At 67.4% G+C, this 20834-nt stretch carries 17 protein-coding genes; 6 read left to right on the top strand and 11 right to left on the bottom strand.

Translation table 11 applies throughout. The features are described 5' to 3' along the window. The first annotated feature begins 68 nt into the window (after positions 1–68). Positions 69–479, top strand: a complete 411-nt coding sequence (locus tag WKW77_RS18635; protein ID WP_340358343.1) for a hypothetical protein — start codon at positions 69–71, stop codon at positions 477–479. A gap of 114 nt (positions 480–593) precedes the next feature. On the opposite strand, the gene WKW77_RS18630 is transcribed toward WKW77_RS18635, so the two are convergent. From WKW77_RS18630 to WKW77_RS18620, 3 genes are read right to left on the bottom strand one after another with little or no spacing between them, the layout of a single operon-like run. Then, the gene (locus WKW77_RS18630; RefSeq protein ID WP_340358342.1) at positions 594–1139 is read right to left on the bottom strand and encodes a GAF domain-containing protein; all 546 of its coding nucleotides are present in this window, start codon (positions 1137–1139) and stop codon (positions 594–596) included. Beyond that, positions 1136–2497 carry an MFS transporter gene (locus tag WKW77_RS18625; protein ID WP_340358341.1) on the bottom strand — a complete coding sequence of 454 codons (1362 nt, stop codon included), beginning with the start codon at positions 2495–2497 and terminating at the stop codon, positions 1136–1138. The genes WKW77_RS18630 and WKW77_RS18625 overlap by 4 nt, the downstream gene beginning before the upstream one ends. Before the next feature lie 32 nt (positions 2498–2529). After that, positions 2530–3765 (bottom strand): metal-dependent hydrolase family protein, encoded by a 1236-nt coding sequence (locus tag WKW77_RS18620; RefSeq protein ID WP_340358340.1) that lies wholly within the window; start codon positions 3763–3765, stop codon positions 2530–2532. 138 nt (positions 3766–3903) lie between these two features. On the opposite strand from WKW77_RS18620, the gene WKW77_RS18615 reads away from it, so the two are divergent. After that, positions 3904–4881 (top strand): LysR substrate-binding domain-containing protein, encoded by a 978-nt coding sequence (locus WKW77_RS18615; protein ID WP_340358339.1) that lies wholly within the window; start codon positions 3904–3906, stop codon positions 4879–4881. A gap of 72 nt (positions 4882–4953) precedes the next feature. After that, positions 4954–6069, top strand: coding sequence for a S1C family serine protease (locus WKW77_RS18610; RefSeq protein WP_340358338.1), 1116 nt, complete (start codon positions 4954–4956; stop codon positions 6067–6069). A gap of 33 nt (positions 6070–6102) precedes the next feature. Here WKW77_RS18610 and pgi read toward each other — a convergent pair whose 3' ends face one another. Genes pgi through WKW77_RS18570 form a run of 8 tightly spaced genes read right to left on the bottom strand, consistent with a single transcriptional unit; the run spans position 6103 to position 16560 of the window. Beyond that, positions 6103–7698, bottom strand: a complete 1596-nt coding sequence (gene pgi / locus WKW77_RS18605; protein ID WP_340358337.1) for a glucose-6-phosphate isomerase — start codon at positions 7696–7698, stop codon at positions 6103–6105. 28 nt (positions 7699–7726) lie between these two features. Continuing rightward, positions 7727–9190 carry a glucose-6-phosphate dehydrogenase gene (zwf, locus tag WKW77_RS18600; protein ID WP_340358336.1) on the bottom strand — a complete coding sequence of 488 codons (1464 nt, stop codon included), beginning with the start codon at positions 9188–9190 and terminating at the stop codon, positions 7727–7729. A 34-nt stretch (positions 9191–9224) separates the two neighbouring features. Continuing rightward, positions 9225–9857: a bifunctional 4-hydroxy-2-oxoglutarate aldolase/2-dehydro-3-deoxy-phosphogluconate aldolase gene (eda, locus tag WKW77_RS18595; protein ID WP_340358335.1), complete on the bottom strand. Its 633-nt coding sequence runs from the start codon at positions 9855–9857 to the stop codon at positions 9225–9227. Beyond that, entirely contained in the window at positions 9854–11767 is a 1914-nt protein-coding gene (edd, locus tag WKW77_RS18590; protein WP_340358334.1) for a phosphogluconate dehydratase, read from the bottom strand. Before edd ends, eda begins: the two co-directional genes overlap by 4 nt. A gap of 36 nt (positions 11768–11803) precedes the next feature. Next, the gene (gene pyk, locus WKW77_RS18585; protein WP_340358333.1) at positions 11804–13219 is read right to left on the bottom strand and encodes a pyruvate kinase; all 1416 of its coding nucleotides are present in this window, start codon (positions 13217–13219) and stop codon (positions 11804–11806) included. Positions 13220–13230: 11 nt separating this feature from the next. After that, on the bottom strand, positions 13231–14868 hold the full coding sequence (locus tag WKW77_RS18580; RefSeq protein ID WP_340358332.1) for an NADP-dependent glyceraldehyde-3-phosphate dehydrogenase: 1638 nt from the start codon (positions 14866–14868) through the stop codon (positions 13231–13233). A gap of 22 nt (positions 14869–14890) precedes the next feature. Further along, positions 14891–16108 carry an ROK family transcriptional regulator gene (locus WKW77_RS18575; protein ID WP_340358331.1) on the bottom strand — a complete coding sequence of 406 codons (1218 nt, stop codon included), beginning with the start codon at positions 16106–16108 and terminating at the stop codon, positions 14891–14893. Beyond that, on the bottom strand, positions 16105–16560 hold the full coding sequence (locus WKW77_RS18570; RefSeq protein ID WP_340358330.1) for an RbsD/FucU family protein: 456 nt from the start codon (positions 16558–16560) through the stop codon (positions 16105–16107). The genes WKW77_RS18575 and WKW77_RS18570 overlap by 4 nt, the downstream gene beginning before the upstream one ends. A 366-nt stretch (positions 16561–16926) precedes the next feature. Here WKW77_RS18570 and WKW77_RS18565 point away from each other — a divergent pair, with 366 nt between their 5' ends. From WKW77_RS18565 to WKW77_RS18555, 3 genes are read left to right on the top strand one after another with little or no spacing between them, the layout of a single operon-like run. Then, complete coding sequence (locus WKW77_RS18565) at positions 16927–18183, top strand: ROK family protein (RefSeq protein ID WP_340358329.1); 1257 nt, start codon at positions 16927–16929, stop codon at positions 18181–18183. After that, complete coding sequence (locus WKW77_RS18560; protein WP_340358328.1) at positions 18176–19717, top strand: sugar ABC transporter ATP-binding protein; 1542 nt, start codon at positions 18176–18178, stop codon at positions 19715–19717. The genes WKW77_RS18565 and WKW77_RS18560 overlap by 8 nt, the downstream gene beginning before the upstream one ends. Before the next feature lie 31 nt (positions 19718–19748). Beyond that, entirely contained in the window at positions 19749–20816 is a 1068-nt protein-coding gene (locus tag WKW77_RS18555; protein ID WP_340358327.1) for an ABC transporter permease subunit, read from the top strand. Positions 20817–20834 lie beyond the last annotated feature (18 nt).

Genomic DNA, 20834 nt, shown 5'->3' with positions numbered 1-20834 from the left:
CGCGGTCATCTGACAAACGTGTACATGGGAATTTTTCCCAGCGCAATCAGACGGAGGCAACTGCGGCCATGACTTTTTTCACCCAGCTCATCCATGAAGGCGCGTGGCGTCAACCCACGGCTGACCTCAGCAGCGCCGGGCGCGGACAAGGCGCCTCGAACGCCGAGTCCTCGTCGACCCCGACCACGCCCGTCGCCTTCGGCGATCTCTTCGACCTGATGCGATTCTCGAACGGCACCGCGCACGGCGCGGACGTCTGCGAGGACTGCAATACGCTCAATCGCCGGGGAGCCTGCTATTGCAAGACCTGCATGCGCAAGCTACCCGCCTACTACACCGCGGCAAATGCTGGAACACCCTTCGTGATCTGGCGCAGGCGCGAGCGCAAGGAAAGCCGATCCGGTGCCTGGGATCTGGCCGCGGTCTGGGTCGTGCTGACGTCGCTCGTGCTGATGACGGCCTACATTCCGGTTGGCTGATGGCCCTGCCGCACCTGATGCGACAGGGGAAGCTTCCCCCGCGGCCGAGAATGTTTGCGTCTTCCTCAAGGAGAGGAGTCGAGGGGCCGGCGGAAGGGCCCCTGGCTGCGCGATCTAGACGCTGTCCAAGCTGGAGATATCCAGGGAAGCTGCTGCCCCTTGTTCGGCCTCTTTCGCCGACAGGAATACGGGTGCGCAGATGGCCGACACCAATTCGATCATGCGCCCGTCGACCTGATCGTAGGCATGCCTGTGGGATAGAAGATTGAGTGCTCCGATCACACCGCCTTCGAACCAGATCGGAAGGTTGAGCACCGAATGCAAACCGCGCTCGATCAGCAGATCGGCCTCGGAAAACACGGTTCGAATGTCTTGCTCGTTGCTCCCGATGTAGGGCAAGCCCTGTTCGAGCACGTGCGCCGACCAGGGGCCCTTGCCGGTGGCCTTGAAGCCGCCCAATGGGCTGATGGATTCATCGCTCGAGAAGATGCGGCGCATCAGGCGTCGTTCCTTCAGGTACACCAGGCCCGTCAGGAGGCTGTAGCCGAAGGCCGATTCGGCCAGGCGCGAAATCTCGGACCACTGCGCCTCGGCGCCCTCGGCGCGTCCCAAGGCGTGCGCGGCCTGCGCCAGGCACTTCAGCTTCTGCTCGTGCGTCATTCGTTGATGCTTTCCAAGGTCACGCCTTGCGTGTTCTTGCCGAAGAACAGAATGCCCGTGCCACCGACGAAGAGCACCGCGGTGATCATCAGGAACACCCCCCCGAACCCGAGCACCGGGTAGGCTGCGCCGACGATCGTGGGCGACGCGATCGACCCGATGCGGGCGAGAGCCGACGCCGTGCCCATCCCGGTGGCGCGGATGGAGGTCGGGTAGACCTCCGCCGTGTAGGTGTACTGGCCGGCGATCACGCCGTTCATGCCGAAGGACAGCAGCATGCTGTAGAGAACGATCTGCGTGTCGCCCGAAGCAGAGGCCAGTCCCAATGCGGCCAGGCATGCCACCGCCATGTAGGCCAGGATGGTGTGCTTGCGGCCGATCCTGTCGTTCAGGTAGGCGGCGGAGTAGTAGCCGGGGATCTGCGCCAGGTAGATGAGGATCGTGAACGAGAAGCTCTTCGTGACGGTGAAGCCCTTGCTGACGAGCAGACTGGGAATCCAGACCAGGAACGCGTAGTAGCAGAAGATGACGGCGATCCAGAAGACCCAGACCACGATGGTGGTCCTGCGGTACTGCGACGTGAACAGCAGAGCCAGCCCGCTGAAGAAGCTGTTGCGCTCCACGGGTCGTGCAGGGGCGGCGCGGTCGCGCGATGCTTGCGGCACCGGCAAGGATGGGCCATGAGCGCCTTTCACCTGGGCCTCGATGGCATCGCACACGCGCGCCGCTTCGTCGTGGCGGCCGACCTGCTCCAGCCAGCGCGGCGATTCGAACAATGCGCGCCGCATCCACAGCAGGAACACCACCGGCAGCGCTGCAATGACCATCAGATGGCGCCAGCCGCTGGGGCCGGTCGGGACGACGAAATAGCCCAGCAGCGCGGACAGCACGAAGCCGAACGAAAAGAAGCCGGCCAGCGCGCCCGTGAAGCGGCCGCGATATCGGCTGCTGACGAATTCGGTCAGATACGGCGCAACGATGGCGCCCTCCGCCCCCATGCCCACCCCCGCGATCATGCGCAGCACATAGAACTCATGGAAGTTCGTGGCGAAGGCATTGACGAAGGTGGCGACGCAGAACAGCACCAGCGACCACATCATCACCACTTTGCGGCCGAATCGGTCGCCGAGCAGTCCCGACAGCAGAGCGCCCACCAGGAAGCCGACGTAGGTGCTGCTGGCGATCCATCCGGCCTGGCCGCCGGTCAAGCCCCATTGCTCGCGCAGGGACGGCAGGATGAAGGCAATGATGCCCGCATCCAGTGCTTCGAAGGCAAGCCCCAGGCCGCCGATGATGAGAAGCTTGAAGTGGAAGCGGCTGAACGGCAGCCGCTCGAGGCGGTCCGAGATGGCGTACATGGTGTGCTCCGGAGACGGTGGAAGGAAGTCGTTCAAAGACGGTTCGCGTGGATGACGCCGTCCTGCATGACGAGCCGCACTGCCGTGTCGTGCCGGGTCAGCAATGCGATGTCATCGAGCGGATTGCCGTCGATCAACAGCAGGTCGGCATAGGCCTGCTCGACGACCTCTCCCAGGAGGCCCGTCTGATTCAGGATCTCGGCGCCGATCAGCGTCGCTTGCTGGATCGTCTTGCCATTGCCAAGCACCTTGGCGCGCAGCAGCAGTTCGTCGGACTGCAGGTCGTGCGTTTCGCCCAGCAGGTCGGAGCCGTAGCCCATCTTCACGCCCACCTCGTCGAGCACCTTGAGCGCTTCGAGGCCGTTGGTGCGGACTCCCGCGATCTTGCGCACCGACTCAGGGGGGAGCCCGTACTTGGGGCCGTCGTTCGCAAGGCCCTCGTAGGTAATGAGCGTGGGCACCATGTAGGCACCCGTTTCTTTCATCAGTCGCGCCGTCGGCTCATCCACCAGGTTGCCGTGCTCGATGGTACGCACGCCGCACCGGATGGCGCGCGCGATGGCCCGGGGGGTATAGGCGTGGGCCATGACATAGGTGTTGGCGTTGCCCGCTTCCTCCACGATGGCGCGAAGCTCGGCCTCGGAGAACCCCAGGTTGACGATCGGATCGTTGGGCGAAGCCACGCCGCCCGAGGCCATGACCTTGATCTGCGATGCGCCCTTCAGGATTTCCTCGCGCACCGCCAGGCGGCAGGCATCGACGCCGTCCACCACGCGGGCGATGTTGCCGAGCTTGTTGGCACACGCGCAGGGATCTTCCAGGATGTCGTTGCGGGCACGGAAGTCGCCGTGCCCACCGGTCTGCGACAAGGCCTTGCCGGCACAGAACAGGCGAGGCCCGACGACCTGGCGTGTTCTGACCGCCTCGGCCAGCGCCCAGTCGGCACCCCCGGCGTCGCGCACCGAGGTGAAGCCGCGGTCCAGCATGCCCTTCATGATCGGCAGCGCGCGAAGCAGCGCCAGCGCATTGGGCATGCGGGCGACCGTCCCAAGATTGAAGGACGAAGCCATCACGTGCACGTGACAGTCGATGAGTCCGGGCATGAGGGTCATGCCGCCGGCGTCGATTTCCAGTGCGCCTTCGCAGGCCAGCTCGGCCCCGCCGATCTTCTCGATGAGGCCGTCCTTGATCAGCACGGCATGAGTAAAATGCAATTCAAGATTTCGGGTGTCGAGAATCCTGGCATTTCGAATGAGGGTTGGTCGCATAGCAGTCTGGCGCGCAATACGCATCCACGTTGTCTCCATGGCCCGGAATTTAGCGGGCAAGGCGCGAGCCGTATTCCCCTTTTTCGACCAACCCGGTGCCAGTTACTTCTACCCCCATGAGTAACACTCATAGGCACCATGCGCAGACGTTGTCCCACCATCTCCGAGCTGAATGCCTTCGTCGTTTCGGCACGCCACGCCTCGTTCTCGAAGGCGGCCAAGGAGCTGTTCGTGACGCAAAGCGCCATCAGCAGGCACATCGCGGAACTCGAGAGCTACCTCGGCCATCCGCTTTTCATCCGCTCCCGCAACGGCCTGGCGCTGACCCATATCGGCGAGACCTATCTCAAGCAGGTGCGCCCGGCCGTGCAAGCGCTGGAAGGCGCCACCACGCAGGTGATGTCGACCGCCAAGCACGCGCACCTGCTCAATTTGTCCGTGGCACCCACTTTCGCGGCCAACTGGCTGCTGTGCAGGCTGGAGGCATTCAGGGCGCTCAATGCGGATATCTCCATCAACTTCGTGCGCTATCACACCATCGACAGCCTGGAGGCAAGTCCGGACCACGATGCATCCATCCAGTACGGCTATGGCGACTGGGCGATTGCAGAGGCCACCTACCTCATCGGCAAGGAGACCAGCGTCGTCTGTTCACCCAGGTATCGGACCCAGTTCAAGATCAGGCATTTCGCCGACCTCAAGGACTGCACCCTGTTGCAGCACAACGAGATTCCCCTGGCGTGGGAGGACTGGTTCATCGCTTACGCCGGCGAGCACAAAAGCGCCCGCATCGGGCCTGGGTTCAACCTCTTCAACCTGGTCATCCAGGCTGCAGTGTCCGGACTCGGCGTTGCTCTGGTGCCTACCTGCCTGGTGAACGACGCGCTGGCCAGCGGGCAATTGATCGAGCCCTTCGAGCAGCGCTTCGAGAGCTCGCTGGGCTACTACCTTTGCGCACCCAATCGGCGCAGCAACATGGAGAGTTACGAACGATTCGGGGAATGGCTGCACCACGAGTGCCGACACGCCGATCGAACCCGCGAGCCGTTCACCGAAGAGGAACTGCGGGAGCGGCAACGATGCCGCTATTGCCAGGCGGCGCCGGCCAGGAAATGACGTACCGCGATTTCAATCTCCATCGTGGTGATACAAAATCCCCGAACTGCTCTTGCACATGAGCCCGCACGAATGAAAGCCAACTGGACCACCCTGCATCGACTGTGGATGCTGCTCGCCCAAGCCGTGACGGTGGGCGCCGGCCTGCTGATCGCATGGCATGCGTTCCGCCCTGCCCCGCCGCCCCCCGCGCGCAACGACGTCGTCACGATCCGTGAGGCCACCGGCAGCGCATCCCTGGCGAGCACGATACTGGGCCGGCGCGACACGGGCTACCGCTCGGCAGCGCGCAAGGCGTCGGCCTCGGTGGTCAACATCTACACGCGCAGTGCGTCGAGCCGCCGCAGCCGGCGCGGGCAGGACTCGATGAGCCTGGGCTCCGGCGTGATCGTCGCGTCACAGGGCTATATCCTGACCAACAACCACGTGGTGGACGGTGCGACCGAGATCGCCGTCATGCTGCCGAACGGCGAGGTGGCCGACGCGAAGCTGCTCGGCCGCGACCCCGACACCGATCTCGCGGTGCTGAAGGTGGATGCGACGGACCTTCCGCCCATCACGTTCGCGGAGCCGGGCTCGGTGCAGGTGGGTGACATCGTGCTCGCCGTGGGCGATCCGTTCGGCGTCGGACAGACGGTGACGCAGGGCATCGTCAGCGCAACCGGGCGGAATCGCCTGGGCATCAACACGTTCGAGAACTTCATCCAGACCGACGCAGCGATCAACCCCGGAAACTCGGGCGGCGCATTGGTGGACATCGACGGCAACCTGGTCGGCATCAATGCCGCGATTTTTTCGGAAAGCGGAGGATCGCAGGGCATCGGCTTCGCGATCCCGGTGAGCCTCGCACGCGAGGTGATGGACCAGATCATCGCGCACGGCCGCGTCGAGCGAGGCTGGATCGGCGTGGTCGCGCGCGACGCCAAGGGCAGCGCCTCCGATGCATCCGGGGCGGTGGTGGAGAAGGTTCAGCGCGGCGGGCCGGGTGAGAAGGCCGGGTTCCGCGTGGGCGATACCGTCACCGCGATGAATGGCAAAAGCATCGCCGATGCCACCGCCCTCATCAATGAAACGGCGATGCTGCCGCCCGGCAGCCGGGCCGAGTTCAAGGTGATCCGGCGCGGCGTGCCCGTGGGCGTTGCAGTTGAACTGGGCCGGCGTCCGATGCCGGCAGAGCGTCGCCGGTGAGCCGGTGAACCCATTGCCCGCACTTCAGGGCCGTCAGCCGAACAGGCGCCTCATCATCCCCGCGGTCGACGCGTCCAACCCTTGCGTGTTGCTGCTTGCAATACGAGGCAGCAGGTCGTTGCACAGCGCCTTGCCGAGCTCCACGCCCCATTGGTCGAAGCTGTTGATGCCCCACAGCGCGCCGCTCGTGAAGACGCGGTGCTCGTACATCGCGACGAGCGCGCCCAGGCTGCGCGGCGTCAGCCTGTCGAGCATCAGCGTGGTGCTGGGCCGGTTGCCGGGAAAGGTCCGGTGCCTCGCCACGACCTCGGGCGACAGCGACTTCGCCGCCGTCGGCGCGCGTTCCGACAGGGCCTGATCGGTCCGCTTGCCCAGCATCAGGGCCTGGGCCTGCGCGAGGCCATTGGCCAGCAGCTTGGTGTGCTGGTCGGCCAGGTCGTGTGTCGGGTGCTTGACCAGCACGAACTCGACCGGGATCACGTCGGTCCCCTGGTGCAGCATCTGGAAGTAGGCATGCTGCCCGTTGGTGCCCGGCTCGCCCCAGACCACCGGGCTGGTCGCGAAGGGCAAGGCGTTGCCATCGAGGTCGACGCACTTGCCGTTCGATTCCATCTCCAGCTGCTGCAGGTACGCGGGCAGGCGCTTCAATCCCTGGTGATAGGGCGCGACGCTGCGCGTCGTGAAGCCGTGGAAGTTGCGATACCAGACGTCGATGAGTCCCAGCAGCACCGGCAGGTTCTTCGCAAGAGGTGCGGTCGCGAAGTGCCGGTCCATCTCGTGCGCGCCGGCCAGCAGGTCACGGAAGTTGTCGGCGCCGATGGCCAGGGCGATCGGCAGGCCGATGGCCGACCACAGCGAGTAGCGCCCGCCCACCCAGTCCCAGAAGCCGAAGGTGGTCTCGATGCCGAACTCGGCCGCCGCCTTCACGTTGGTGGTCGTCGCCACGAAGTGCTTCGCCGTGTCGGTGCCGCCGTGGGCCACGAACCAGGCCTTGGCCGCATGGGCGTTGGCCATGGTCTCCTGCGTCGTGAAGGTCTTGCTCGCGATGACGAACAGGGTCTCGCCCGGATGCAGATGGCGCAGCACCGAGGTGATGTCGTGGCCGTCGACGTTGGAGACGAAGTGGAAACGCAGCTCCGGGTGAACGAAGGCCTCCAGCGCCGGCACCACCATCTGCGGTCCGAGGTCGCTGCCGCCGATGCCGATGTTCACGATGTGGCGGATGCCGCTCGCCCGGGTGTCGCGCACCGACTCGGCATAGGCGAGCATCGCGTCGAGTACGCCGTGCACGTCGTCGCTGAACGGTCCCTCCCCTCGCGGCGCGCGCAACGCCGTGTGCAGTACGGCGCGGTCCTCCGTGGTGTTGATCGCGGCGCCGGCGAGCATCGCGTCGCGCCGCTGTTCGAGTTCGCACCCGCGTGCCAGCTCGAAGAGCAGACGCAGCGTCTGGGCATCCACGAGATTCTTCGACAGGTCGGCGAAGATGCCCGGCGCTTCGAAGGAGAGCGCCTGGAAGCGCCCGGGGTGGCGGGCAAAGGCCTCCCGCAGATCGAAGCTGCGGCCTTGCGAGTCATAGTGCTCGCCGAGGGCGCGCCAGGCCTGGGTTTGATCGCAGCGAAGTGTGTTCATGGTGTGTCTCCGATCGGGGTTGCGGGTCTCAGGATTCCTCGCGCCAGATCGCGGCGTCGCGCCCGACGAGTGCGCTGGAGGCGGCAGGCCCCCACGAGCCGGCGCCGTAGGGCCGCGGCATTTCGCCGGAGGACTGCCAGCCGTCGAGGATCGGCTCGCACCATCTCCATGCGGCGTCCAGCTCGTCCCGGCGCATGAAGAGCGTCAGGTTCCCGCGGATGGCGTCCAGCAGCAGGCGCTCATAGGCCTCCATGGGCCGTTGCCTGAACTGCTCGGCGAAGTCCAGGTTCAGCCCGACGGGCCGGAGGTTCATCGTGTCGCCGGGGACCTTGGCCATCATGAAGAGCTTGAGCCCCTCTTCCGGCTGGAGCTGGATCACCAGCTGATTGCCCAGGGTCTCCTTGCCGGCCGACGGAAAGATCGAATGCGGCACGCTGCGAAAGTTGACGACGATCTCGGCCACGCGCTCGGCCATCCGCTTGCCGGTGCGCAGGTAGAAGGGCACGCCCGACCAGCGCCAGCTCTCGAGTTCGGCGCGGATGGCCACGTAGGTCTCCGTCGAGGTGTCCGATGGAATGCCTGCCTCTTCGAGATACCCCGGCACGGGCGTGCCGTTGACCGTTCCCGCGCGGTACTGGCCGCGCACGGTGCACGAGCCCACGTTGGCGCGCGTGATGGGCGCGAGCGCGCGCAGCACCTTGAGTTTCTCGTCGCGAACCGCATCGGGATCGATCGAGGTCGGCGGCTCCATCGCGACGATGCACAGCAACTGCAGCAGGTGGTTCTGCACCATGTCGCGCAGCGCGCCGGTGCGGTCGTAGAAATCGCCCCGGGTCTCGACGCCGACCTGCTCGGCGATGGTGATCTGCACGTTGCGCACCCAGGTGCGGTTCCACAGCGGCTCCAGCAGCGCGTTGGCGAAGCGCAGCGCCAGCAGGTTCTGGACGGGCTCCTTGCCCAGGTAGTGGTCGATGCGGAAGATCTGCGGCTCGGTGAAGACGCTGCCCACGTCCTCGTTGATCTTCTGCGCGGAGGCCACGTCGCGCCCGAGCGGCTTCTCCAGCACGACGCGCGAATTCGCGTCGACCAGCCCGGCCGCCGCGAGGTTCTTGCAGATCGGCGCGAAGAAGTCCGGCGCGGTGGAAAGGAAGAAGACGCGCACTTCGGCCGGCGAGCCCTTCAGTGCATCGGCCAGCGCGGCGAAGTCCTGCGGCGTGTTCGCCTCCACCTTGGCGTAGTCCAGGCGCTCGGCAAAGGTCGCGAACGTTGCCGCGTCCATGTCGGCGGCGGGCACGAACCTGTCGAAGCTCGCTTCCACCTTCGCGATGAACTCGGCCCGGCTCAAGGTCTCGCGCGCCAGGCCCAGGATGCGGCCGTGCGGCGGCAGGTCGCCATCGCGGTGACGGAAGTACAGGGCCGGCAGCAGCTTGCGCATGGCGAGGTCGCCGGTGCCGCCGAACAGGAGCAGGTCGAATGAATTGACTTTGGGCATGGCAGGTTCCTTGTTGCGTGGGTGGTGCACGTGTTCAGTCCGCGGTGTTCGACAAGCCGGCGGTCTCGCGTGCGAGCGCGGTGATGCGGCCCCAGTCCCGCGCGGCGACCGCACTGGCCGGTGTCAGCCACGAGCCGCCGACGCAGGCGACGTTGGGGAGCGCCAGGAACTCCGGCGCCGTGGCGGCGCTGATGCCACCCGTCGGGCAGAAGCGCAGTTCGGGAAAAGGACCGCCCAGCGCCTTCAGCATGCCGACGCCGCCGGCCTGCTGTGCGGGGAAGAGCTTGAGCTCGGTGAAACCCCCGGCGCGCGCCGCGATCACGTCCGACGGCGTCATCACGCCGGGCAGCAAGGGCAGCGCACTGTCTTTCGCTGCGGCGATCAGCTCCGGCGTCAATCCGGGGCTCACGCCGAACAGCGCGCCGGCCTTGAGCGCCGAGTCGAAGTCCCGCGCTTGCGTGATGGTGCCGACGCCGGTGATCGCGCCCTCGACCTCGTTCGCGATGGCTTCGATGGCCTTCAGCGCCACCGGCGTGCGCAGGGTCACTTCGAGCACGCGGACGCCGCCCGCCACCAGGGCGCGCGCCAGGGGCACCGCGTCTTCCAGCCGGTCGATGACGATGACCGGGATCACCGGTCCGGTGCGCATGATGTCGAGGACGTTCATACCGTGGCTCCTTGTGCGAATGCGAAATGGCCGTGGACGGGCGCGGCGTGTGCCTCATGCGCCCCGGTGGACGAGGCGCCCGCCTCGGCCGCGTGGAAGGTGACCGCGCCCTCCTCGGCGCCCAGCGCGTTGGTGCGGAACGCCGCGAACAGTTCGCGGCCCATGCCGTGGTGCGACTCCCCGAGATCGGCGACGGCCGGCGGGCGGGCGCGCCATTCGGCGTCGACGACGCGCACCTCGAGCACACCGCGTTCGCCGTCCAGCACGATGAGGTCGCCGTCGCGCACCCGCGCCAGCGGACCGCCGACGAGGCACTCGGGCGTCAGGTGGATCGCCGCGGGCACCTTGCCGGAGGCGCCGGACATGCGTCCGTCGGTGACCAGCGCGACGCGGAAGCCCTGGTCCTGCAGCACGCCGAGGATGGGCGTGAGCTTGTGCAGCTCGGGCATGCCGTTGGCGCGCGGGCCCTGGAAGCGCACCACGGCCACGAAGTCGCGCTGCAGTTCGCCGCGGTCGAAGGCGGCGATCACCGCCTCCTGCGTGTCGAACACGAGCGCCGGCGCCTGCACGATGCGGTGTTCCGGCTTCACGGCGGAGGTCTTGATGACGGCGCGTCCGAGATTGCCGGTGAGCAGCTTCAAGCCGCCATCGGCACTGAAGGGTGCCGAGACGGTCGCGAGGATCGCGGCATCCGCGCTCTCCCGGGGCGCATCGCGCCATGCGAGCCGGCCGTTCTCTTGAAGGTACGGTTGCTGTCGATAGCGCGCCAGGCCACCCGCGCCGGCCACCGTGATCGTGTCGCCGTGCAGCAACCCGGCATCGAGCAGTTCGCCGATCACATGGCCCATGCCGCCCGCCGCATGGAACTGGTTGACGTCGGCCTTGCCGTTCGGGTACACGCGGGCCAGCAGCGGCACCACTTCCGAGAGGTCGCGAAAGTCGTCCCAGTTGATGACGATGCCCGCGGCACGCGCGATCGCGACGAGGTGGATCGTGTGGTTGGTCGAGCCGCCCGTGGCCAGAAGGCCGACGATCGCGTTGGCGATCGTCCGCTCGTCGACCACGCGGCCGATCGGCGTGTATTCGGTGCCCTCGGCGCCGATCTCCGCAGCGCGCTTCGCTGCCGCGGCGGTCAGCGCATCGCGCAGCGGCGTGTTCGGGTTGACGAAGGCGGCGCCCGGCAGGTGCAGGCCCATCACCTCCATCAGCATCTGGTTGCTGTTGGCCGTGCCGTAGAAGGTGCAGGTGCCCGCGGCGTGGTAGGACTTCTCCTCGGACTCGAGCAAGGCGTCGCGGCCGACTTCGCCCTTGGCGAAGCGCTGGCGCACGCGTGCCTTCTCGTCGTTGGAGATGCCCGAGGGCATCGGGCCGCCCGGCACGAAGATCGCCGGCAGGTGGCTGAACTGCAGCGCGCCGATCAGCAGGCCCGGGACGATCTTGTCGCAGATGCCCAGGCACAGCGCGGCATCGAACATGTTGTGCGACAGCGCGACTGCGGTGGCCATCGCGATCACGTCGCGGCTGAAGAGCGACAGCTCCATGCCGGGCTCGCCCTGCGTGACGCCGTCGCACATCGCGGGCACGCCGCCGGCGAACTGCGCCGTCGCACCGGCCTCGCGCGCCGCGCGCTTGATGATCTCGGGGAAGCGCTCGAAAGGCTGGTGCGCCGAGAGCATGTCGTTGTACGAGGAGACGATCGCCACATTGGGGCGCCGCATCTCGCGCAGCATGATCTTGTCTCCCGCGGGCGCGGCGGCATAACCGTGGGCGAGGTTCGTGCAGCCGAGGGCCTGGCGGATCGGGCCCTTGGCACGGGCACGCTCGAGCCTCGACAGGTAGGTGGTGCGCGATGCCGCGCTGCGGTGGCGGATGCGGTCGGTGACCGCGGCAAGCACTGGATGGAGGTTCATGATGGTTGTCTCGAATTGGGCATTGGGCTCGGGCCTTCAGGCGCGCGCGATGTGCAGCAGGTTGGTGGTTCCGGCCTTGCCGAAGGGCATGCCGGCAGCGATCACGACGATGTCGCCGGGTCGGGCGTAGCCTTCGTCGCGCGCCACGGTGCAGGCCGTCTCGACCATCCCCGGCACGTCGTGGACGTCGTGTTCGACATGGACCGAGTGCACGCCCCAGGCCAGAGCAAGCCGGCGAGCGACGGGCATGTCGGGCGTGATGCTGAGAACCGGCACCACGGGGCGCTCGCGCGCCGCGCGCAGGCTCGTGGAGCCGGAGCGTGTGTAGGTGACCATGGCCGCGACCGGCACCAGGCTCGCGGTCTGGCGCAGCGACGAACAGATCGCATCGGCCACCGTCGGCTCGGGCGCGCTGTGCGACGCGTCGATCACCGTGCGGTAGTGCGGATCGCGCTCCACCTCGGCAATGATGCGGTCCATCATCGCGACCGCCTCGCGCGGGTATTGGCCCGACGCCGACTCGGCCGACAGCATCACCGCGTCGGCACCGTCGTAGATCGCGGTCGCGACGTCCGAGGCCTCGGCGCGCGTGGGCACCGGCGCGCCGACCATCGATTCGAGCATCTGCGTGGCGACGATCACCGGCTTGCCCGCGTCCCGGCAGGCACGCACGATGCGCTTCTGGATGCGCGGCACCTGCTCGGCCGGCATCTCCACGCCGAGGTCGCCGCGCGCGACCATCACCGCATCGGACAGCGCGACGATGGCGTCGAGCCGCTCGATCGCCGCAGGCTTCTCCAGCTTGGCGAGGACGCCCGCGCGGCCCTGCACGATCCCGCGCAGCTCCTGCATGTCCTCGGGCCGCTGCACGAAGGACAGCGCCACCCAGTCGACGCCGAGTTGCAGGCCGAATTCGAGGTCGGCCCGATCCTTGGCGGTCAGGGCCGAGATCGGCAGCAGCACGCCCGGCACGTTGACGCCCTTGCGCTCCGAAAGGATGCCGCCCGCGATGACGGTGGTATCCGCGAAGTCCGGGCCGCAGGCCTGCACGCGCAGGCGGATCTTTCCGTCGTCGAGCAGCAGGTCGGTGCCGGCTTCGAGCGCCGCGAAGATCTCCGGATGCGGCAGCGGTGCGCGCCGCGAAGTCCCCGGCGCGTCATCGAGGTCGAGGCGGAACGCATGGCCGGCGATCAGCGTGACCGGGCCGTCGGCGAAGCGGCCGACCCGCAGCTTGGGCCCCTGCAGGTCGAGCAGGATGGCGATGGGCCGTCCGGTCTCCTCTTCGATGCGCCGCACGATGGCGTGGCGCGCACGATGCTGCTCATGGCTGCCGTGGCTGAAGTTGAAGCGGAACACATCCGCGCCCGCTTCGAACAGCGCCCGGATGGTCTCGGCGTCGGAGCTGGCCGGCCCGAGGGTGGCGACGATCTTGGCGTGGCGTTGGCGATGCATGGTTCGCCCCCTCAAAGAATGAAGCCGGTGTTGATGAAGCTGGACTTGTGGTCCTGCACGATCGCGTTGAGCAGCTCTTTGGCTTGCTCGGTCTGCTTCGCGGCCACCATCGAGCGGATCGAGAAGGCGCGCAGCGCATCGGACACCGACAGCGTGCCCTCGGCCGAATCCTTGCGGCCCGCGAAGGGAAACACGTCGGGGCCGCGCTGGCACTGGCAGTTGATGTTGACGCGGCACACCTGGTTGACCAGCGGGTCGACCAGCGCACCGATCTGCCCGGGGTCGGCGCCGAAGATGCTGACCTGCTGGCCGTGGTCCGAGGTGATGACGTAGTCGAGCGCGGTCTCGACGTCGTCGAAGGGCATCACCGGCACCAGCGGGCCGAACTGCTCCTCGCGATAGAGCTTCATGCCTTCGCTCACCGGGTAGACCACCGCGGGGTGGAACAGCGTCTGGCAGAACTCGCCGCCGCCCTCGTTGACGATGCGCGCGCCCTTGGCCTTGGCGTCTTCGAGCGCCTCGGTCATGTAGGCCGTGCGGTGCAGTCCGGGCAGCGGCGTGATGCTGACGCCGCTTTCCCACGGCATGCCGACCTTGAGCTTGCCCAGCTCCTCGGTGAAGCGCTGCACGAAGCGATCAACGATCGAGCGGTGCACGATCAGCATCTTGAGCGCGGTGCAGCGCTGGCCGTTGAACGACAGCGCGCCGAGCAGGCATTCCTTGACGGTGAGCTCGATGTCGGCGTCCGGCAGGATGATCGCGGCGTTCTTCGCATCGAGGCCCAGGATGGCACGCAGGCGGTGCGACTTCGGATGCTGCTTCTTCAGGTGGTCGGCCACCTTGCTCGAACCGATCAGCGCCAGCACGTTGACCTTGCCGGAGGCCAGCAGGCGCGGCACCACGACCGCGCCGGGCGCGTAGATGGTGTTGATCACGCCTGCAGGGAAAGCAGAGCGGAAGGCCTCCAGCAGCGGATGAAACAGCAGAGTGCCGTATTGCGGCGGCTTGAACACCACGGTGTTGCCCATCAGCAGCGCCGGAATCAGCGTCGCGAAGGTCTCGTTCAACGGGTAGTTGTACGGGCCCATGCAGAGCACCACGCCGAGCGGCGTGCGACGGATCTGGCCGATGGTGCCCTCGGCGATCTCGAAGCGCGAGCTGGCGTTGTCCAGATCCTTCAGCGCCTGGATGGTGGCCTGGATGTACTCGACGGTGCGATCGAACTCCTTGCGCGAGTCGGCCAGGCTCTTGCCGATCTCCCACATGATCAGGTTCACGATCAGCTCACGCTGCTGCGCCATGCCGCGCACGAAGGCCTGCATGCAGGCGATGCGATCGGCCACCGCCATGGTCGGCCATTCGCCGCGGCCGTTGGCGTAGGCGGCCACCGCGGCATCGAGCGCGGCATCGCTCTCGGCCTCTCCCATCACGGGGTAGCTGCCGATCTCGACCTGGCGCACGTCGCCGGTGGAGGGATCGCGCGCGCACACCGGCGACAGCACGGTCTTGCTCGCGCCGTTCCATTCGATCAGGCGGCCGCCGACCAGCGAGTGGCGCTGGTGCACCTGCTCGGCCAGCCGGTAGTCGGCGGGGATGTCCTCGAAGGCGGGAAAGTGCTGGGCGAGTTGGGCGCTGCGGTCGGTGGTCATGGGGTCTCCGTGGGTTTGGGGATCAGCGATCGAGCTTGAGGAACAGGTCGCGATCGGGGGCGAAATTCGCGTACAGCGGCAACATGGCGCCGCCTATCGCGCGTGCATCGGCGCCGATGGCGCCGGCGAGCAGTTCGGGACGGGCGATGCCTTCCCAACTGAAGCGGTCCAGCGCGCCGTCGATCTGCGCGAGGACTTCCGCGAGCATCTCGCGGCTGAATGACCCGTCGACGATCACGCCGTCGAGTTCCAGCAGCGCCGTCGCGCTGTGGATGGCCATGGCGATCGCCGGGCTGGCCTCGCGCATCCATTCGCGCGTGACGGGCATCCATGGCGCCTCGACCGCGCGCGAATCGGCAACGGCGCGCGCGTCGAGCCCCGCCTGCGCGTACATCTTCTCGAGTGTGAAGAGGGATGCCGCGCTCAGCAGCTGGCGTGGCGGTGCGCCGTCGGCGCCGCCGAGTCCGAGCGGCATGGACCCCAGGGCCCCGGCGTTGCCGGTGGCTCCGGGGCGCAGGTGGCTGTCGATCACGAGCCCGCCGCCGATGAAGGTGTCGATGAAGACGTACAGGAAACTGCGGACGCTGCGTCCGCGCCCGGCCACCAGCTCGGCCACGCAGGCGGCCGCCGTGTCCTTGACGAGTTCGACGGGCAGCGTCGTCATGGCGGCCACCCGCGCGCGGATGTCGATGTCGTTCCACTTGGCGGCCTGTTCCGGCGCCACGCCGAGCAGCGACTGCCAGCCGCCGAGCGACAGCGGCGCCGCGATGCCGATGCCGTGCAGCAACTCCGCGCGCTCGGGGCCGAGCGACTGGCGCAAGGTCTTCAGGCGCACGCGGATCTCGTCGAACAAGGTGTCGGGATCGGGGAATTCGTAGGCCAGCGTGAGGCGCTCGCGCACCTGCGCGGTGAAGTCGACCAGCAACACGTCGAGGCTGCGCCGGCCGATCTTGATGCCGATCGAATACGCGCCTTCGGGATTGAGCGCCATCGGCACCGACGGCTGCCCGATCTTGCCGCGCACCGGCGCGCGCTTGAGCACCAGGCCGTCGGCCTCCAGGCGCGTGATGATGATCTGCACCGTCTGCGCCGTGAGATGGGTCAGCCGCGCGATCTCTGCCTTCGGGAGCGGCCCGTTCAGCCGGATGGCCTGCAGCACCACGCGCTCGTTGAACTGGCGCATGCCCACCTGGTTGGAGCCGCGCGGACGCAGCCCCTCGGCGGCCTGGGCGCCGTTCATGGCAGGAGATCCTGTGTGATCACGCCCTTCTTGAACAGGAAGTTGGCGTACGGCTGCAACTCGCCCGTCTGCACGATGGCGTAGGCCCCGCGCACGCGCTCGTAGAACGCGAAGCGCTCCACCGGCTCGCACTGGGCGTGCGTCGCATCGGCGCGCGAGACCATCTGGCCTATGACGTCGCGCTGCAGGGCCGAGCGATGACCCTCGGGGGTGCCGCTCACCTGCATGAACGCGACCGGCTGGACCACGGCCGCGTCGAGCGGGAATACGGACAGGACGGCGGCGCAGGCCTCGCGCATCCCCACGCCGGGCAGGCGCAGGACGGGCTTGCCGCTGCCGAGCGAAGAGGCCGTGAAATTGGCATCGGCCAGGACGATTTCGTCGCCATGCCCCATTTCGCACAGCACCTTGAGCAGTTCGGGGCTCAGGAGCGGATCGATGTTCTTCAGCAAGCTTGTCTCCAACGTGCGGGCGATCGGCGGACCGACTGCGTTTCCTTGATCTGTCGCGCTTGCGACAAGGGCATTATCGGGACTTCACATTAATAAATCAATTGCATTTAATTAGTGTTCTCCCCAATCCGTGATCGAGGAGAAGACCGGCCAGCCCCACCTCTGCAACCTCGTGCTTGCCACCGCACGCCTCATGTCCGGCCCCGTCCGGCGCCGCGCGTGCCGCCCGACCCGAACCCCCGGAAACGAAACATCGGGAAATCCCTGATCACGCACTGCGATCTGCGCACTAAACTTTCTTCAACTTGAATTAATTAATAGCCCGAGACGACACGAAAGCCGGATCGGCGCCCAAGGAGACATGCAGTGAGACAAAGCGGCCCCGGACGGGGGACGAATTCGATCAACCTCCGCCTCTACAACGAGCGGACCCTGCTGCAGCGACTGCGCCGCGCAGGCGAGGCTTCGAAGGCGGATCTCGCGCGCTGGGCCCAGCTCACCAACACCGCCGTCGGCAGCATCGTGCAGTCGCTGGAGGAATCGCGGCTGATCGAGCCCGCCGGCCGCCGTCAGGAAGGCCAGCGCGGGCAGCCCGCGGGCCTCTACCGCATCAATCCGGAGGGCGCCTACGGCATCGGCGTGCGCCTGGACCGCACCAGCATCGAGACGGTGCTGATTGACCTCGGCGGCCGCATCCTCGCCCGCGAAGCGCACGACCAGCTGCTGCCCCACCCCGACGAGGCCCTCGCGCTCGTGCGCAAGAGCATCGCCCGCATGCTCGGCGTACTCGACGGCGCGCAGCGCCGCCGCCTCATGGGAGTGGGCCTCGCCCAGCCCTACAACCTCGGCAGCTGGCTGCGCGAACTCGACCTCCAGGCCGACTTCCGCATCTGGGACGATGTCGATTTCGGGACCCTGCTCGCGCAGGCGGTGCAGCAGCCCGTGTTCAAGGAAAACGACGGCAACGCGGCCGCGATCGCCGAGCTCTTCTTCGGCGTCGGCCGCGAGGAAAACGACTTCCTCTATGTCTTCTTCGGCGCGGCGCTCGGCGCGGGCGCCGTCATCGACGGCGAGAGCCTGCGCGGCAGCACCGGCAACGCGGCCGACCTCGGCCTGATGCCGGTGCTGCCCAGCGGCCTGGCATCGGCCCCGCCTTCGGAGCGGCGCTGGGACATCCTGCTCTCGCGCGCGTCGCTCAATGCGCTGACGCGCCATCTTCGCCACAACGGCATCCAGGTGCGCAACCACGATGACCTCGAGGCCTGCGTCGAGTCCGGCAGGCGCGAGGTGAGCGAATGGATGGACGACTGCGTGGACGCGCTGGTGCCGTCGCTGCGCGCCGCGCTGGCCGTGCTCGACCTTCCCGCTGTGGTGATCGATTGCGACATCGACTGCGGCCTGATCGACGAACTCATCCGCCGCGTGGATGCGGGCCTCAGGCAGATCGCCCCCGAGGCGCGCCAGACGCCGCGGCTGCTGCGCGGCAGCTTCCGCGCCAATGCCGGTGCCGTCGGCGCGGCCAGCCTGCCCATGTTCTTCAGTTTCTCGCCCCGCGCCGACGTGCTGCGCGGACAACCCGCCTCCGCTTTCTCCCACACCGCCAAGGAGACCACCCATGCCTGAAGGCACACCTCACCTGCTCGAACTGCGCAACATCTCCAAGACCTTCCCCGGCGTGAAGGCCCTGCAGAACGTGCAGCTGCACGCCAACAAGGGCCTCGTGCACGCCCTGATGGGCGAGAACGGCGCCGGCAAGTCGACGCTCATGAAGATCCTCTCGGGCGCCTACATGCCCGACCCCGGCGCCGAGATCCGCATCGACGGCAAGCCCGTGACCATCGATGGCCCGCTGGCGGCCAAGGCGCTCGGCGTGTCCGTGATCTACCAGGAGCTCAGCCTCGCGCCCAACCTCACGGTGGCGGAGAACATCTACATGGGCCGCCCGATGGTCAAGGGCGCGCTGGTCGACCGCGCCGGCATGGCCGCATCGTGCGCCGCCACGCTGCAGCGCCTGGGCGCGGACTTCGGGCCGGCCACCATCGTCGAATCGCTTTCCATCGCGCAGCGCCAACTCGTGGAAATCGCCCGAGCGGTGCACTTCGACTGTCGCATCCTCGTGATGGACGAGCCGACCACGCCGCTGTCCACGCACGAGACCGATCGCCTCTTCGCGCTCATCAAGCGCCTGCGCAGCGAGGGCATCGCGATCCTCTACATCAGCCACCGCATGGACGAGATCGACGAGCTGGCCGACGAGGTCACGGTGCTGCGCGACGGCACCTACGTCGGCACGCTGGAGCGCGCCGAGCTCTCGCGCGACAAGCTGGTGAAGATGATGGTCGGGCGCGATCTCTCGGGCTTCTACCGCAAGGAGCACCAGGGCCTGCACACCGGCGCCCGCATGCTGGCGGTGCGCAACATGTCCGACGGCCGCCGCGTGCGCGGCTGCAGCCTGGAGCTGTTCGCAGGCGAGGTGCTCGGCCTCGCCGGCCTCGTCGGCGCGGGCCGCACGGAACTGGCGCGCCTGATCTTCGGCGCCGATGCCCGCACCAGCGGCGAAGTGCAGATCGGCGACACGCCGCTCAAGATCGAGCAGCCGATCGACGCCATCCGCTCGGGCATCCTCTACCTGACCGAAGACCGCAAGGGTGAAGGCCTGTTCCTCGACCTGAGCGTGCGCGACAACATCAACGTGATGGTCTGCCCGCTCGACGCCCAGAAAGGCGGCGTGATGGACGGCCGGCGCGCCGTCGAGCGCGCCCGCGATGCCATCAAGCAGCTCTCGATCCGCGTCGCGTCGGCGCGCGTCAACGTGGGATCGCTCTCGGGCGGCAACCAGCAGAAGGTGCTGCTGGCGCGCCTCCTGGAACTCAAGCCGAAGGTGCTGATCCTCGACGAGCCGACGCGCGGTGTGGACATCGGCGCCAAGAGCGAGATCTATCGCCTGATCGACGAACTCGCGCGCAGCGGCGTCGCGGTGCTCGTGATCTCCAGCGAGCTGGCCGAAGTGGTCGGCGTCTGCGACCGCGTGATCGTGATGCGCGAAGGCCATCTCGTCGGCGAAGTCGGCGGCGATACCGGCATCGCGATCACCCAGGAAAACATCGTGGCCCTGGCCACCGGCGCCACCACCGGCACCGTCCCGACCGTGCACTGACCCTCACCCCAAAGCCCCGGAGACAAACACCATGAACTCGACGCACCCGGCCGATCCGGCCCTGCCCGACCCCTTCCCGGCCGCAGCGCCCATCGCCGATGGCAGCAGCAGCCCCCCCGCAGTCACGGAGCACGTGAAGCCCGCGGCGCCCACATCGCGCGGCAAGGACCTCCTGCGCGCCATCGGCATGCTGCCCGTGCTGATCCTGCTGTGCATCGGCTTCGCGGTCACGAGCGAGAACTTCGCGAGCTGGCAGAACTTCTCCATCATCACCCAGCAGGCGTCGATCAACATCGTGCTGGCCGCGGGCATGACCTTCGTGATCCTCACCGGCGGCATCGATCTGTCGGTGGGTTCGATCCTCGCGGCCTCGGCCGTGGTGGCCATGCTGATGTCGAACGTTCCCGGCCTGGGCATGCTCGGCATTGCCGCGGGCTTGGGCTGCGGGCTGCTGTTCGGCCTGATCAACGGCGTGCTCGTGGCCTTCGTGAAGCTGCCGCCCTTCATCGTGACGCTCGGCGCACTCACCGCAGTGCGCGGCATCGCGCGGCTGATCGGCAACGATGCCACCATCTTCAACCCGCAACTGCCGTTCGCCTTCATCGGCAATGGCGACGTGCTGGGCGTGCCGTGGCTGGTGATCATCGCCTTCGCGGTGATTGCGCTGTCGTGGTTCATCCTGCGGCGCACGGTGCTCGGCCTCAACATCTACTCGGTCGGCGGCAACCCCGAAGCCGCGCGCCTCGCGGGTATCAAGGTCTGGGCCGTGCTGCTCTTCGTCTACTGCACTTCCGGCTTGCTTTCGGGCCTCGGCGGCGTGATGGCATCGGCGCGGCTCTATGCGGCCAACGGCTTGCAGCTCGGCGCGTCGTACGAACTCGATGCGATCGCGGCGGTGATTCTCGGCGGCACCAGCTTCGTCGGCGGCACCGGTTCGATCATCGGCACGCTGGTCGGCGCATTGATCATCGCTGTGCTCACCAACGGCCTGATCCTGCTCGGCGTGTCCGACATCTGGCAATACATCGTCAAGGGCCTCGTGATCATCGGCGCAGTCGCATTGGACCGCTACCGCCGCAAGGGCTCTGCAAGGACATGAGCTCACCCGCAGGCTTCG

Source organism: Variovorax ureilyticus (assembly GCF_037889935.1).
Taxonomy (GTDB): domain Bacteria; phylum Pseudomonadota; class Gammaproteobacteria; order Burkholderiales; family Burkholderiaceae_C; genus Variovorax; species Variovorax ureilyticus.
The sequence above is the reverse complement of the archived record's forward strand: the minus strand, read 5'-3'. Positions and strand labels throughout refer to the sequence as shown.